Origin of the sequence: Wolbachia endosymbiont of Nomada ferruginata, assembly GCF_001675785.1 — a bacterium.
Classification (GTDB): Bacteria; Pseudomonadota; Alphaproteobacteria; order Rickettsiales; family Anaplasmataceae; genus Wolbachia; species Wolbachia pipientis.
In genome coordinates, this window is sequence record NZ_LYUY01000021.1 from 1 (window position 1) to 14193 (window position 14193).

General features: G+C 35.4%; 16 protein-coding genes, 1 tRNA gene and 1 pseudogene. 15 read left to right on the top strand and 3 right to left on the bottom strand.

The genetic code is table 11. The features are described 5' to 3' along the window. Positions 1-198 precede the first annotated feature (198 nt). The gene (locus BA053_RS02095) at positions 199-1650 is read right to left on the bottom strand and encodes a replicative DNA helicase (RefSeq protein ID WP_065106704.1); all 1452 of its coding nucleotides are present in this window, start codon (positions 1648-1650) and stop codon (positions 199-201) included. A 107-nt stretch (positions 1651-1757) separates the two neighbouring features. On the opposite strand from BA053_RS02095, the gene BA053_RS02100 reads away from it, so the two are divergent. The 6 genes from BA053_RS02100 (at position 1758) to BA053_RS08300 (ending at position 3827) form a co-directional block, all read left to right on the top strand. Next, positions 1758-1840, top strand: a tRNA-Leu gene (locus BA053_RS02100). 24 nt (positions 1841-1864) lie between these two features. Beyond that, complete coding sequence (locus BA053_RS02105; RefSeq protein ID WP_065094819.1) at positions 1865-2461, top strand: RDD family protein; 597 nt, start codon at positions 1865-1867, stop codon at positions 2459-2461. 142 nt (positions 2462-2603) lie between these two features. After that, the gene (locus BA053_RS02110) at positions 2604-2834 is read left to right on the top strand and encodes a hypothetical protein (protein ID WP_065095364.1); all 231 of its coding nucleotides are present in this window, start codon (positions 2604-2606) and stop codon (positions 2832-2834) included. Beyond that, the gene (radC, locus tag BA053_RS02115) at positions 2809-3483 is read left to right on the top strand and encodes a RadC family protein (RefSeq protein WP_065094817.1); all 675 of its coding nucleotides are present in this window, start codon (positions 2809-2811) and stop codon (positions 3481-3483) included. The genes BA053_RS02110 and radC overlap by 26 nt, the downstream gene beginning before the upstream one ends. A 106-nt stretch (positions 3484-3589) precedes the next feature. Further along, positions 3590-3739 carry a hypothetical protein gene (locus BA053_RS07835; RefSeq protein WP_156518014.1) on the top strand — a complete coding sequence of 50 codons (150 nt, stop codon included), beginning with the start codon at positions 3590-3592 and terminating at the stop codon, positions 3737-3739. Then, positions 3696-3827, top strand: coding sequence for a hypothetical protein (locus BA053_RS08300; RefSeq protein WP_255356233.1), 132 nt, complete (start codon positions 3696-3698; stop codon positions 3825-3827). Before BA053_RS07835 ends, BA053_RS08300 begins: the two co-directional genes overlap by 44 nt. 45 nt (positions 3828-3872) lie before the next feature. On the opposite strand, the gene BA053_RS02125 is transcribed toward BA053_RS08300, so the two are convergent. After that, complete coding sequence (locus tag BA053_RS02125; protein WP_065106706.1) at positions 3873-7175, bottom strand: UvrD-helicase domain-containing protein; 3303 nt, start codon at positions 7173-7175, stop codon at positions 3873-3875. Positions 7176-7256: 81 nt separating this feature from the next. Here BA053_RS02125 and BA053_RS02130 point away from each other — a divergent pair, with 81 nt between their 5' ends. From BA053_RS02130 to pstB, 9 genes are all read left to right on the top strand, one after another. Then, entirely contained in the window at positions 7257-8123 is an 867-nt protein-coding gene (locus BA053_RS02130) for a 4-(cytidine 5'-diphospho)-2-C-methyl-D-erythritol kinase (RefSeq protein ID WP_065094815.1), read from the top strand. Between the two features lie 27 nt (positions 8124-8150). Continuing rightward, positions 8151-8507 (top strand): Mth938-like domain-containing protein, encoded by a 357-nt coding sequence (locus BA053_RS02135; protein WP_065094814.1) that lies wholly within the window; start codon positions 8151-8153, stop codon positions 8505-8507. Between the two features lies 1 nt (position 8508). Further along, the gene (locus BA053_RS02140; protein WP_065094813.1) at positions 8509-9318 is read left to right on the top strand and encodes a metal ABC transporter permease; all 810 of its coding nucleotides are present in this window, start codon (positions 8509-8511) and stop codon (positions 9316-9318) included. 124 nt (positions 9319-9442) lie between these two features. Further along, positions 9443-9622, top strand: coding sequence for a hypothetical protein (locus BA053_RS02145; protein WP_010082539.1), 180 nt, complete (start codon positions 9443-9445; stop codon positions 9620-9622). 5 nt (positions 9623-9627) lie between these two features. Next, on the top strand, positions 9628-10620 hold the full coding sequence (gene holA / locus BA053_RS02150) for a DNA polymerase III subunit delta (RefSeq protein WP_065094812.1): 993 nt from the start codon (positions 9628-9630) through the stop codon (positions 10618-10620). Between the two features lie 169 nt (positions 10621-10789). Then, positions 10790-11836: a Fic family protein gene (locus BA053_RS02155; protein ID WP_065094811.1), complete on the top strand. Its 1047-nt coding sequence runs from the start codon at positions 10790-10792 to the stop codon at positions 11834-11836. A 29-nt stretch (positions 11837-11865) separates the two neighbouring features. After that, the gene (locus tag BA053_RS07620) at positions 11866-12054 is read left to right on the top strand and encodes a hypothetical protein (RefSeq protein ID WP_167347037.1); all 189 of its coding nucleotides are present in this window, start codon (positions 11866-11868) and stop codon (positions 12052-12054) included. A 189-nt stretch (positions 12055-12243) separates the two neighbouring features. Beyond that, a complete protein-coding gene (dapB, locus tag BA053_RS02160; RefSeq protein WP_065094810.1) occupies positions 12244-13029 on the top strand; it encodes a 4-hydroxy-tetrahydrodipicolinate reductase in 786 nt (261 codons plus the stop codon). Further along, positions 13026-13784 carry a phosphate ABC transporter ATP-binding protein PstB gene (pstB, locus tag BA053_RS02165; protein ID WP_065094809.1) on the top strand — a complete coding sequence of 253 codons (759 nt, stop codon included), beginning with the start codon at positions 13026-13028 and terminating at the stop codon, positions 13782-13784. The genes dapB and pstB overlap by 4 nt, the downstream gene beginning before the upstream one ends. Before the next feature lie 219 nt (positions 13785-14003). Here pstB and BA053_RS08685 read toward each other — a convergent pair. After that, positions 14004-14117, bottom strand: a pseudogene (locus BA053_RS08685) (winged helix-turn-helix domain-containing protein); the annotation flags it as partial. Positions 14118-14193 lie beyond the last annotated feature (76 nt).

Genomic DNA, 14193 nt, shown 5'->3' on the forward strand with positions numbered 1-14193 from the left:
TACTTTTTTCTCATCTTTACCCCGTACTAAAATTTCAGATATTATAGCCTTTTACTTGTTTCCGGACAACCTCTTATTCATCATCTCACGTATTATAAAATATAATACCATTATAAAAGGATTTTTAAGAAGTTGTCAAGCTATCTTTACATAAAAAAAATAATTGATAAACTTGGGAACAAGAAGATTGCTGCCAAGCTATGAACTATGCCTTTCCGTGTAATCTTTAAATGCACCTCTGTTAGAGTCAAAATATAGCTTCACACTGCCAATTGGTCCATTTCTCTGCTTTGCAATAATGAGCTCTGCAATGTTTCTAATTTTTTCCATTTTCTCTTGCCATTCCCGATGTTTATTGTTTCCTTCATTTGGCTGTTTTCTTAGTTCATAATACTCTTCTCTATAGAGAAACATTACTATATCTGCGTCTTGCTCTATGCTCCCTGAATCACGTAAATCAGAAAGTTGTGGTTTTTTATCATCCCTCTGCTCAACAGAACGAGAGAGCTGAGATAGTGCAACAATGGGAATATTTAGCTCCTTTGCAATTGCTTTCAAACCCTGCGTCACTTCCGAGATTTCTTGCACTCTATTTTCATTACTCCTTTTTGTTGTTCCTCTGATTAGCTGCAAATAATCAATGAATACCACTTCTACATTATATAATTGATACAGCAAGCGTATTCTGGTGCGAAGGGCACTAATTGATAGCGCAGGGGTGTCATCTATGATGAAAGGCAGTTCAGATAATTCTGTACTAGTATTGATAAATTCATGCAATTCAAAATCACTAATTCTCCCGGTTAATGCCTTATAATAACTAATCCCTGAATCTATAGTGATCAGCCTTGCAGTTAATTGCTCTGCTGACATTTCGAGCGAGAAAAACGCTACATAGTGTTGCTTATCTGCTCTTTTTTGCAACATCTTACAAGCATTAAGTGCGATGTTTAGCGCCAATGCTGTTTTACCCATAGAAGGCCTTGCAGCTAAAATTAATAAATCAGATTTTTGTAGACCACCAAGAAGCTGATTTAGATCTTGAAGTCCGGTTGTAACGCCTAGCGCTTCTGGATTATTTTTCAGTGTGCTGATCTTCTCAACTACATCTTTAATTGAACTTGCAAGTTTTATATATGTTTTCTCACCTTGTTTTTTTACTGCCAAATTGAACAATTTTGTCATTGCTTGTTCAATTTGCTCCTGTGCAGGATTTTCAATATCGTAGTTGTAGCTATCACCAACTATTTCTTGCCCGAGCTTAATTAAACATCTCCTTAAGTAAGTATCACGGATTATTTTAGTCAAACTATAGATATCAAGCGCAATACTTGCCTTCGCTGCAAGCTTTGCTAAGTACTCTACCCCACCACATTCGGTAAACGCTTGGTCGTTCTCAAAAAACATTTTGAGGCTTAGTTCATTGGCAACTATACCGTGTTTCCTGGTTTTGGATATTTGCGTAAAGATACTCTGATGTAATGGATCATAGAAATTCTCTGCCGTAATTGTATCTTCAACTGCATCACAGATTCTATTATCACGAATCATTGCACCAATAAGCATCTGTTCAGCTTCTAGATTATGCGGTAATTTACATATTTCCTTGTCTACACTTCTTGAACTGAGGAGACTAGCTAATTCATTCATTTTAAGTTTTGAGAGTAACTGTTGATTATTGTAGAATATTTAGTTTTGATTTGAAAGACATATAAAATTTGACTAATTTTGTGCTACCTATAGCATTAAACCTTAAGGCCCCTGTGGTGGAATGGTAGACACGGCAGACTCAAAATCTGTTGCTTGCAAAAGCATGCTGGTTCAAGTCCGGCCAGGGGCACGTTAAATATTGGAAAGCATATATATGTTACATAAATTTTTTAATCGTTTATTCTCTATTTTTTCTTCTATAAATGTTATTCAAAAGGTAAAGAAAGACGAAAATGGAATATGTTATGTAACGGGCCTCAGGCGCTATATATCAGTATTGCTTGATTTGATTATTATCGTTTTGTTCTTGCAGTTTTGCGGCCAAGCCTTAAATCAGCTCTTTATGAACTCAGAGGATAGCAAAATATTAAGCCAAATTGCCGCGAAATATGAAATGCAAGTGCCATTATCTACAGAGGAAACAGTAACGCAGAGTAGACTCATTAAGTTACTGATCCTAAATCAAATAGTCCAGTTTATTATGCTCTTTTGCTATGTAATATATATGTGGGTAAAGTTTGCTACTACACCTGGAAAACTATTATTTGGGCTCAGAGTTGTGGATGCACAAACCTTCGGAAAAATGACTTTAAGGCAAGCAACCAAGAGATTTTTTTCCCTCATACTATCAGTTGCACCATTATTCTTGGGCTTTTTATGGTCAAATTTCAACAAACGCTGTCAAACTTGGCATGATAAGATCGCAGGCACAGTGGTTGTCACGAGTAAAAGCCTTGGAAAGCAGAGCTAAAAACTACTTGACACCCTTCGCCAGCCCCTTTATCATGATACTGAAGGTATTCATTTATCTTCAATCTGTGCAGATTAAACGACAACAGTATTACGTATTGGCGTCTTATTTTTAATTTTTTGCACTATGTGCACGCACTGGGATGACACCTCTGGGCACTGCCGTCGTAAAGGAACCAGTGTCAGCTACTCTGATGACAAAGGAGGACAGTGTCTCAGCTACTTTCATGACACCATTTGCTGTCTTTAAAAATGAATGTTCTTACAATTGTGCGTCATGCGCTTTATTAAATATTTTACTTAAAAATCTAATTTCTTATTATACAAGAGATAAGCAATTCATTGATGATGAAAAATTACAAAAAGGGGCATAGAAAGCGCCTAAGAGAGAAAATTATTTTAGATAATGGACAATCATTACTTGATTATGAAGTTTTAGAGCACATTTTATATTCAGCATATAGTAGAATTGATGTAAAACCGGTGGCAAAGAGTTTGATAGAAAGTTTTGGCAGCTTAAATAAAGTTTTTAATGCTGACCTGGAAGCGCTGCAAAACGTTGATGGTGTCAGCAATGCAGCGATATCTGCCATCTTTTGTGTAAAACAAGCCTTTGTTCGTTCTGCAAGAGAAGAAATAAAAAACCTGCCTGTAATCGATAACTGGGAAAAATTGCTTGATTATTTAAGAATAAGTATAGGAAGCCTCAATAAGGAAAATTTTCGCGTCATCTACATGAATAAGAAGTATCGTCTAATAGCGGAAGACCTGCAAAATATTGGTACAGTAGATCAAACTCCTCTTTATGTCAGAGAGATCATCAAGCGCGCACTTTTGATTGGTTCAACATCCATTGTAATATCTCACAATCATCCAAGCGGAGATACACAACCTTCAAATAGCGATATATCTCTCACTAGACAACTAGCAGAAGCTTGCCAAAGTATAGGAATAGAATTAATAGATCACATTATTATTACATTCAGTAGCTATTTTAGTTTCAAGGAAAATAGGTTGTTGTGAAAGCCTTTATAGCTACAGTAACTTAGATTTACCGACAATCGTCATTCCGCTACGTGTTAGCGGCTAAGAGATACCGTGACGGGATGACGTAGGGGTTGCCGAGAACTTGTCATTCCAGTACTTGACACTGGAATCCAGTTTTCTTTACAAATTCACCAAAAGTGCTTCATTCTATAACGCAAAACCCATACTCACCAAACTCAATGTATTACTTGCAATTAAGTTTTCTGGATCCCAGTGTCACGCACTGGGATGACAAGAAAGAGGGCACTGGAATAACAGGAGAAGAAGGCACTGGAATGACGAATTTGTCGTTTTTTAAATTGGTTGCTAAACCAGAATGACTTTAGCTATAGATTCTTTTACCGCACTCTTGCAATCAAGTTTCATCAAAAGTCAGATTGCAGAGTTAAATCTTCCACCCAAATAACCACACACTCTACTTGCTTGTTTGGATATATTTCTTGTACTAAGGTTTTATAGATTAACATCTGTTTTTTTATTTCATTTAATAAGGAAACAGAAACGTTACGGTGTGATTTGTAGTCAATTATGATTGCTTTATCTTGCGTTATGCATAGCCTATCTAGTCGTACTAATACTGACTTGCCATCAATTGTTCCACTCAGTGTAATCTCTGATTTGCCTTCCAAGTCAAACAAATAGCCATATTTTTCATTAAAGGCCAATATTTTACTGTAAATTTCATCCTTATCTTCACTGGTGTTTATATTGTCAAGATATTTTCTGACCCAATTTTTTCTCCTTTCTTTTTCTATCTTGGGCATATATTGTAATATGCTGTGAATGATCAGGCCTCTTGTATAACCATCTGTCATCCAAGTAGCTGATGCTGATTTTCCTTCTTTTTTACTGGATCCAAGTGTCAAGCACTGGGATGACAGGGGAGGACGCTGGGATGACAAGGAAGGATGTTGGAATGACGAAAGAGGGCGCTGGAATGACATTGATAGGTTTGGCGGAAGCGAAATGACCGGAATATCAAAATAATCACGTTTTTTATAAATATAAGGGTAGTTTGCATTCACACATAGCACTTCAACTTTTTCTTTAAATATTGGCTGTAAACCCCTTTGTTTCTTTTCATATGGTTCTCCATACTGAGTGATTAGATCATACCAAGAGCCCTTTTGCACTGGCTCTTTACTTAAGATGTATAACTCATCTTCAGCACGCGTGAGTGCTACGTATAATAAACGCAAATATTCATTATAATCCTCTAGTTTTTTCTCTCTTTTTACTTGATCACAATAAGCGTTGTTGTTTTTTCCACACCAAAATGGCACTTCTGTTCCATCAAAGATAATGCTTTCACTGTTTCTTGGCACTGTGTTTGTATCAACCAAAAATACTATGGGAGCTTGCAGACCTTTTGATTTATGAATTGTCATTATTCGCACAGCATTGCGTTCTGATTGCATATCATTCTTAATCTCCGGATTATTCTCCTTGATCCATTGAACAAATGCTTGAAGAGATGGATTTTCAAATTGCAACACAAGGTTCATAAATTCGTCTAGAACCTCGAAGCACTCAAGACCTAGCCTTGCAGCAAATTTCTTCTTACCTGTGCGCAGTATATGCGTGAATAATGCGAGAGGGGATTCTGTGCGAGATAAGTTAATGAGATAGTTTAATTCACTATAGATAACCACAGAATAATCCTGAATTCTTTCCCATAGTGAATGCTCTTTATGGTCGTATGCAATGTTAAATAAATCATCCTCGGTGAAATTAAATAGCGGTGATCTTAAAGCATTTGCAAGAGCTAAATCATTTGCCTGGAGGAGTAAAAATTCGGCCAAAGCTATTAAGTCCTGCACGGCTATATAGTCCATAATTCTAAAATAATCCCGGCCTACAACTGGCACGTTTGCTTTTTTAAGTTCGCTTATTATGTAATCAACTAATACGTTTCGTTGTCGTACCAGAACCATAATGTCTCTTGGTTCTATATGGCGATCTTTAGCGACTAAAATCCGCCCTTCGTTTAACCAATTGTGAATTCTGTTAGCTATTGTTTGAGCAAGTAATCGATCTGCTATTGTATAACCTTCCTTGCATGTCAGAGGAATTTGTAAAGCTTGCTGTTCTTTCTCTTTGCGCCTTGGTAACGCTGGCCAAATTTCAATATATCCTTGGTCATTTTCTCTATGTGGAACATGTTTTATTTCATTATCATTAAAAGATATTTCTGCGCGGAAGTTATTAAATATTCTATCTACAAGCATCAAAACTTCTGGAGTTGAACGAAATGACTTTTCAAGTTGGCATGATATCCAATCTCTACCACCAGTTTTCGTATGAAAGTATTGTTGCATATAGTTGAATAGATGGGGATTTGCTCCTTGAAATCTGTATATGGATTGTTTTACGTCACCAACTACAAATAAGGTTCGCTTTTCATCATCACCGGCAAAAAATTCATCGCAGAGATTTGTTATAATTTTCCACTGGCTGATGCTATTGTCTTGTGCCTCGTCAACAAGGATGTGATCTATTTTTTGATCCAAGTTAAACAATATCCAATCTTTATAGTTTGGATTGCTGAGAAGATTTGTTGCTAAGTTGATTATATCATTGTAGTCAAGCAGTGCATTTTTTGATTTTTCACTATTATATAAATCAACATATACTTTAAATACACCAAGTAAGCTACTGGTTCTCTTGAATATTTGATAAGAGTTCATGTCTCTTATATGGGTAAATACTACATTCTGAACGCTCTCTATTATTTGCTCTGCATCTTTGAATTTCTCCAAAATACTTTTTGTTGCAATGGATGATATGCTCTTTTTTTCGTGCGATTCTGATTTTAGAAATACCTTGGCTAGGTTTTCTATTTTGGTGTCATTCCACTTTATTCCGGTGTCATCCGAGTAGCTGACACTGGTTCTTTTTTTCTGGATTCCAGTGTCAAGCACTGGAATGACAGTAGAATAAAGTATTGCACTATAACTCTGATCTCTTTTACTGCCTTCACTTAATATCTCGGCTAGTCTTTCCACGTGCTCAATTGTTTCACTCTGTAAGTCATGAATTTCATCTGGGGCGCTCAATTTATCTTTGATATATTTCGAATCATTTGCTGATATCGATCTTTTTATACATAAAGTATAAAGCAAATCGCGTAGTTTATTTTCATCAATTTCAGTTGCAATAAGGTTGATATCATCCTGCACAGTTTCGTTATGAAGCACTTTATTGAATATGATGGAATGTAATTCTTTACATTCACTCAGCGTGCAATTTGGAGCAATGCCAGCTTCTATAGGAAAGCTGGAGATTAATTTGTAACAGAAAGCGTGTATGGTTTGTATAGTTAGACCAAGATTTTCCAGTTCAGAGAAAAGCCTTCTTGCTCTTGTTAAATAATCTTTATTTTTTCTGGATCCCAGTGTCACGCACTGGGATGACATTGGAAAGAAATCTAGTTGTTCTAGATCTGCTGCCAACACACTATCTGAACATATTGCCCACTTACTGAGTATGCTGTGAATGCGATTCTCCATCTCGTTTGCTGCAGCATTGGTGAACGTTAAGCAGAGAATATTTCTTTTGTTTTCTAATAAAAGTCTCAATACCCTGTCTATTAAGATTTTTGTTTTGCCTGTACCAGCAGATGCATTTACCCACACAGAGAAATTAGGATTTATGGCATTTGATCTCATCAGAAGTGCGAAAACCTTATAAAAGTTGACTAGAATAGCATTATACATATAATGTAAAAATAATCTTAGTGAAGATATATAATGAAAAGTTTTTGTGTAAAGGCGCCTGCAAAAATCAATCTTTTTTTGCATGTTGTAGACAAAAAAGAAACAGGGTATCACTTGATTGAAGGTTTATTTGTCTTTGCTAATCTCTCTAATTTTTTGGAAATAAAAGTAGGTGAGAAGGATTCTAGATACGATAACTCTACAGTTGAATTTATAAACTCCGAGTCTAAAATAAATAACCAATATAACACTGTAATGAAAGCGGTTAATCTGCTGCTTAGGCATGCTCCTGTACGCACTAAAGTCACTGTAAAGGTTGTAAAAAACATACCAATTGCTGCAGGACTTGGTAGCGGATCCTCAGATGCTGGAGCTGTGGTACGTACGCTAGGGAAGCTGTGGAAGATTGATAGGACGATTTTAAATGAAATAGCCTTAAACGTTGGCGCTGATGTTCCCGCAAGTGTAGATAGCAAGCCTGTTTTTGTTAGAGGTATTGGTGAAGAATTGTGCCACATAAAAAAGTTCTCTTTACCCACGAATGTGGTGCTTGTGAAACCGAAAAAAAAGTTTTTGAGTACACCAGAGGTATTTTCCAAACATGAAGGAAAATTTTCTGAGCCAATTAAATGGAGCGATGACGCTGAAAAGGATTTGTTGAAGTTTCTTAAAGAGACGAGAAACGATCTTCAAGAAATAGCAATAAGCCTTGTACCTGAAATTAAGGATGTGATATCAACACTTGAGTCACAAGAAGGCTCTATACTTTCTCGCATGTCAGGCAGTGGTGTAGCATGTTTTGGAATATTCGATAGTGAGGAAAATGCAAAAGCTGCTGCAGTTAATATCGGAAAAAAGCAACCAGAATGGTGGGTATGTGACACTCAATTAATAGTTTGACTTTATGCCCTTTAATAGTTTGACTTTATGCCCTTAATTTCCGAGAATAAAAATCTTATAAATGGTTACAGGGAAGGAAAATTTTTGGTAAACAATCAAGAATATTATGGCTCAATTATAATTTTTCCTGAAAAGGTGATTAAATTGAAAGAAAGTGATATAAATAGCAAGGAACATTTTAAATCTTTTTTAACAGAGGAAATAGAAATTTTGATAATAGGTACTGGTAAAACACGCAATATACTAAGTTCTTCAGTGAAGTCCTATCTTATGGAACAAAAAGGTTTAAATTTTGAATTTATGACAACAGGTTCTGCATGCAGAACCCATAATATTCTGATATCCGAAGATAGATTTGTTGTCAGTTATCTAATAGCCATATAGCATGTTTGAAATGTTTACCCAGGATTTTTTCATCAACAGTCTAGTTGCAGTAGTCGTAATTAGCCTAGTAACAGGCGCTTTAGGATCGTTTATGATATGGCAAAGGTTATCTTATCTTGGTGATAGTTTGTCCCATTCTTCATTGCTTGGTATTGCACTTGCTTTGATCTTTAAGATTAGCCCATCGCTTAGCATAATGCTCATTGCAATTACATTTGCTATACTACTTTCTCTTAATTTTAACAGATTATATTCTGCTGATACGATATTGAACATTGTTACCAATGTAGTTTTATCATCGAGTTTAATACTTATGTCTTTTCTTCCATCTGGCAATAATAGTATTATTAGCTCACTGTTTGGTGATATATTAACGCTCGATCAAAGTGATATAGTATTGATTTTTTTAACCTCTGCAGTAGTTACTTTGATATTAATATTTAGATGGCGTTATTGGTTAATGATTTCAATTAATCAAGATTTAGCAGTAGTTGAAAAAATTAATGTTACCTTTGTTAGACTAGAATTTTTAATCACTCTTGCTATATTTATAGCAATTGCTGCCCAATTAATAGGAATATTACTCATTGCTGCATTTTTGCTAATACCAGCAGCATCTGCAAGGCTCATTTCGAAAACTCCAATGGAGATGATTATTGTTGCAACAGTTTTTTCTGTAATCTCTGGGATATCAGGTCTCATGTTATCTGCAAGTTTTGATTTGTTAACTGGACCTGCAATTATACTTGTTGCAGCCGTATATTTAATTATCGCTTATTTTATAAGGCTAGTATTAAGCAGGTTGGCTTAATTTTAATCTCGAATGTTAATAATTTTGTAATATACTCATTATAAAACATCACTATCTTAGCACAATTTGCTATATTATTGTTTATGTGCTAATGATAAGTTGTTAGTTTTATGGAGTAAGCAATATGAGCGAAGAAGGATTTTTTTCCAAATATATATCTCAACCTGTGAAAAAATTTTATAATTATATTACAGGAAAAACAGAAGAGTCAGATGATGTAGCAGGTGATGTGCATAATATTGCACAAGGAGACTCAGAGTCTTTGGATACTCATGTACAGTCAAATGAGAATGATATCATATAGGTGGCATGAGGGTTACACCATCCAAAGTTAAAAGATTCCTAGAGAAACCTGATGCTTTAAGTGGTGTGTTAATTCATGGAAGTGATAACAGTAGGGTTGATTTTTATGTACAAGAAATAATTGCCAGTTTGGATGAGTATTCAGTTCAGGTGATGGATTTTGCAATAGTGAATAAGTCACCCGGTTTACTGTTTTCTGAATTGGCAAACATTTCGATGTTTACCAGCAAAAAATTAATTAAGCTGATAAATGTGAGTGGAGGTATATCCAAAGAGTTAAAAAACGTGTTGGATTATAACGCAAGTGGTCATTATGTAATGATGACAGCAACTGATCTTCCACACAATTCTGCAACCAAAAGTTATATGGAGAGTTCAAAAATTTTTGGTGTAATTGCTTGCTATAAAGACAGCAACAGCAATCTTTATGATATTATATCAAGTTACTTAAAACAAAATGATATAAAATGCACAAATGAGATAATTCATCATTTGCAGTCTTATTTTAACCATAGAAAGCTGCCTATATGTTCAGAACTTGAGAAGTTAGTTTTGTACTTAGGGGAGAGAAAAGACCTAAAACTTACTGATATAGAATTATGCTTTTCAACTTCCGGCAATGACTATGCTACACTTGATGATTTATGCTCTGCCATAGCAAGTAAAGATATGTCGCGCTTCATTAGAATTTCTGATGCATTGATATCGCAAGAAAATTTTTCACCGATAGCACTAATTCGCATTATATCAAATTATTTCCTACGCCTTGAAACCGTTTTGCTGTCAGTGCAAGGTGGAATGAGTGAGCAGGCTGCGATTGATCAGCTATGCCCTCCATTGTTTTTTAAACAATTGCAGAGTTTTAAATCTCATTTGAAAAGTTTGCAACTTTCAGAACTTAAGAAGATCTTGGAAAAATTGATAAGCTTAGAAGTTACCTGTAAAAAAACTGATTTAGATCATAAAATGATTTTTCAACATGCACTGACGGGTAGCTGACTACTCGGATCCAGCCTTTCTTATAATTTCATCAAAATGTTGTATTTTAACATAAAATAGCTGCTTTTATGCCTACCAAAATTCATTCTTTAGTGTGTGTCTCACAAGTATTCTTTGCTAATAGGATATTTTCGAATATAATTGAATATAACTAGATAAAAATACAGATATGTTTGACATTTCAAAAATTGTAATAACACCTGAAATGTTAAAATTAGTTGCTGAAATTGATGAATTTAAAGGAGCATGGCAATTGTTTGGTAATTTAGCTCCAGAACGTTTACAAATGCTCAAAAAAATCGCAGCAATTGAAAGTATCGGTTCTTCTACTCGTATTGAAGGGGCAAGATTATCAGACCGTGAAGTTGAGCAATTACTATCCAAACTTGATACACGCTCATTTCGTTCTCTAGATGAACGAGAAATAGCTGGATATGCGTATGTGTGTGAAGAAGTATTTCAAAACTTTAACAAGATGCCATTTACAGAAAACACTATAAAACAGTTTCACATCTGGCTTTTACAATTTTCATATAAAGATCAAAGGCACATGGGAGAATATAAAAAATTCCCCAATCATGTTGAAGCGTTTGATGAATCTGGAAAAAGCTTGGGCATAGTTTTTGAAACAGCCTCTCCATTTGAGACAGCAACACAAATGCAAGAACTTATTTATTGGACTAGCCAGCAATTAGAGGTGAAATCGTTACACCCTCTATTAATTATTGGCATCTTTATAGTTACTTTTTTGGCTATCCACCCCTTTCAAGATGGAAATGGAAGGTTATCACGTATTCTTACAACTTTCTTACTGCTAAAGTTAGGGTATACATACGTACCTTACAGCTCTCTTGAAAGTGTAATTGAAGGTAACAAGGAGAGTTATTACTTAGCTTTACGTCGTACTCAACAATCCTTGAAGACGAGCAGCTATGATTTTAATCCATGGCTTATATTCTTTTTAAGGTCACTACAAAAGCAAAAATTTCATCTTGAACAAAAGGTGTCACATGAAAAAGTGTTAAATCTCTATTTACCACCACTTTCTGCTAAAGTATTAGCACTACTCAGCAAACATGGACGTCTTACAATTAAGGATTTGGAAAATATTACTAAAGCAAACTGCAATACCTTAAAGAAGCACGTATCTAATCTCGTAAAGAGTAATCACATCACTCAGCATGGAAAAGGCAAAGCAACCTGGTATGTAATATAGAGCTCAATAGGATATGTATTCATTTTGAATTGTTAAATTATTCAGCTATAGAATATAGATCACAGCTGTACAAACATTGTAGTTTGAGCCCACTAGATCCCAGTGCCCTATTCTTGTCATCCCAGTACCTTCTCCTGTCATCCCAGTGCCCAGACACTGGGATCCAGAAAAGTTTGCTTGTAAGCAAGCAAACTAGCATAGAAAAACGTTTTCGATGAGATTGCAGAAAGGCTAGATTCCAGACTGGAATGACATCGTTCACTATGTACCATATTGCAATAGTTGTGGTCAAGGCACTGGGATCTGGTAGACCCAAATTGCAGTGTTCGTACAGCTATAGAATATAGATCAGAAGTGACAGAGCTTAAAAAAAGGCCTAATATTCTTAATAAACGCTAGAAAGCTTTATGAAAATCAGAGTTGGAGTAATAGGCTGCTTAGGCAAAATGGGCAAGAAAATACTCAATGAATTAATTACAAATACCAAAGTGGAAATAGCAGGTGCTGTTGCCCGTTCAGGCAGTAAGTACATAGATTCAGATATTGGACCAATTATAGCCAATCTAGGAATCAAGGTTACAAGTTCTATCAGTGACGTATTTGAGTTATCCGACGTTGTAATAGATTTTACAACTAAAGAATGTATGTTAGACTGCCTTAAAGCAGCTGTAAAATTTAAAACACCGCTGGTTAGTGGCACAACTGGAATAGAAGGTGTCGATTTAAAAGAGTATGCTGCTGAAGTTCCAATATTGTGGTCAGCAAATATGAGTGTTGGGGTTAATGTGTTGCTGAAATTGGTAAAAAAAGCTGCTGAGCTTTTAGGTAATGAATATGACGTTGAGATTTGGGAAATGCATCATAACTTAAAAAAGGATTCACCATCTGGAACAGCTATAGAACTTGGCAAAACAATTGCTAACGCTTCAAAAGTGGATTTTCAGTCCAATCAATATTTACATAGTGGTTCAAACATAAGGAAAAAGGGGGGAATAGGTTTTGCAGTATCTCGTGGAGGTGGAGTAATAGGAGATCACAGCGTGATGTTTGTTAATTCTGATGAACGGATAGAACTAAACCACAAAGCAATTGATCGCACAACATTTGCTAGAGGAGCTGTTCAAGCAGCAGTATGGCTATACGAAAATAAAAGAGAAATTCCGGGGCTCTATTCAATGCAGGATGTGATATGAGCAATACACGTGCCTCTGTTAAAGATTTAAATCTCTGGTACGGCTCTAAGCAAGTTTTATTCGATATAAATTTGAATATTTATAAAAGAAAAGTTACTACTTTTATCGGACCATCCGGGTGCGGTAAATCAACATTTTTGCGTTGTTTTAATCGTATGAATGACTATGTACCAGGTTGCAAAACTGTTGGTGAATTAGATATCGATGGGCTGGGTGATATATATTCACGCGATATGGATGTTGTACTACTTAGAGCAAAAGTTGGTATGGTATTTCAAAAGCCAAATCCTTTTCCAAAATCAATATATGATAATGTTGCTTATGGGCCAAAATTGCATGGTATGGCGAAGGATAAGCAAAAATTGAATGAGATGGTGGAAAATAGTTTAACCAAGGTTGGTTTATGGGAAGAATTGAAGGACAGATTGCAAGATAGCGCACTCAATTTATCCGGTGGCCAACAACAGAGGCTATGCATCGCTCGCGCAATTGCAGTGAAGCCAACTATTTTATTAATGGATGAACCGTGCTCTGCTCTTGATCCAATGGCAACCAATGCAATCGAAAATCTTATACAAGAGCTGAAATTAAGATTTACTATAATTATGGTGACTCATTCAATGAAGCAAGCTAAAAAGTTATCTGATAGTGTAATTTTCTTTCATAATGGCAGAATTGTTGAGTCTGGAAGCACTCAAGAAATATTCGAAAATGCTCAATCTCCCTTAACAAAGGAGTATATCCTGGATCATTAAATTTCTGTCATCCTATGGCTTTGCGATTAAATCCATTAGCTTCAAAAATTGTAATACTTAAAAATATAATTGAATAATTATTAATAATAGTGTATAATTATTAACGTTTTTCAGGCATTTTTGTTATGGGTGCGCCAAGTAAGCGTTTAGAATACAGTTGGTGAAAATCCAACTTAGGCAAAGTCTAGCCAACAGCCTAGAACAGACCATTATGCTGCGTGGTCTTGATGTGATATATGAGAATTTCATTCTTTGCATATTACGGTGTACTGTAGATTTGCTGATATTCAAACCAAACTTTTCTTGAATTCTTATTTTCATTTCTTTTATAGTAGAGGTTGTCCGGAAACAAGTAAATTCAAGCATATTCCCTCTTTAACATAACCCTACTCATAGCTAGGTATATGAA

What these genes read in the sequence shown, in the direction of transcription:
- BA053_RS02095 (WP_065106704.1), bottom strand. Translation starts at nt 1,650, where the DNA reads ATGAATGAATTAGCTAGTCTCCTCAGTTCAAGAAGTGTAGACAAGGAA.
- BA053_RS02105 (WP_065094819.1), top strand. Translation starts at nt 1,865, where the DNA reads ATGTTACATAAATTTTTTAATCGTTTATTCTCTATTTTTTCTTCTATA.
- BA053_RS02110 (WP_065095364.1), top strand. Translation starts at nt 2,604, where the DNA reads ATGACACCTCTGGGCACTGCCGTCGTAAAGGAACCAGTGTCAGCTACT.
- radC (WP_065094817.1), top strand. Translation starts at nt 2,809, where the DNA reads ATGAAAAATTACAAAAAGGGGCATAGAAAGCGCCTAAGAGAGAAAATT.
- BA053_RS02125 (WP_065106706.1), bottom strand. Translation starts at nt 7,175, where the DNA reads ATGAGATCAAATGCCATAAATCCTAATTTCTCTGTGTGGGTAAATGCA.
- BA053_RS02130 (WP_065094815.1), top strand. Translation starts at nt 7,257, where the DNA reads ATGAAAAGTTTTTGTGTAAAGGCGCCTGCAAAAATCAATCTTTTTTTG.
- BA053_RS02135 (WP_065094814.1), top strand. Translation starts at nt 8,151, where the DNA reads ATGCCCTTAATTTCCGAGAATAAAAATCTTATAAATGGTTACAGGGAA.
- BA053_RS02140 (WP_065094813.1), top strand. Translation starts at nt 8,509, where the DNA reads ATGTTTGAAATGTTTACCCAGGATTTTTTCATCAACAGTCTAGTTGCA.
- BA053_RS02145 (WP_010082539.1), top strand. Translation starts at nt 9,443, where the DNA reads ATGAGCGAAGAAGGATTTTTTTCCAAATATATATCTCAACCTGTGAAA.
- holA (WP_065094812.1), top strand. Translation starts at nt 9,628, where the DNA reads ATGAGGGTTACACCATCCAAAGTTAAAAGATTCCTAGAGAAACCTGAT.
- BA053_RS02155 (WP_065094811.1), top strand. Translation starts at nt 10,790, where the DNA reads ATGTTTGACATTTCAAAAATTGTAATAACACCTGAAATGTTAAAATTA.
- dapB (WP_065094810.1), top strand. Translation starts at nt 12,244, where the DNA reads ATGAAAATCAGAGTTGGAGTAATAGGCTGCTTAGGCAAAATGGGCAAG.
- pstB (WP_065094809.1), top strand. Translation starts at nt 13,026, where the DNA reads ATGAGCAATACACGTGCCTCTGTTAAAGATTTAAATCTCTGGTACGGC.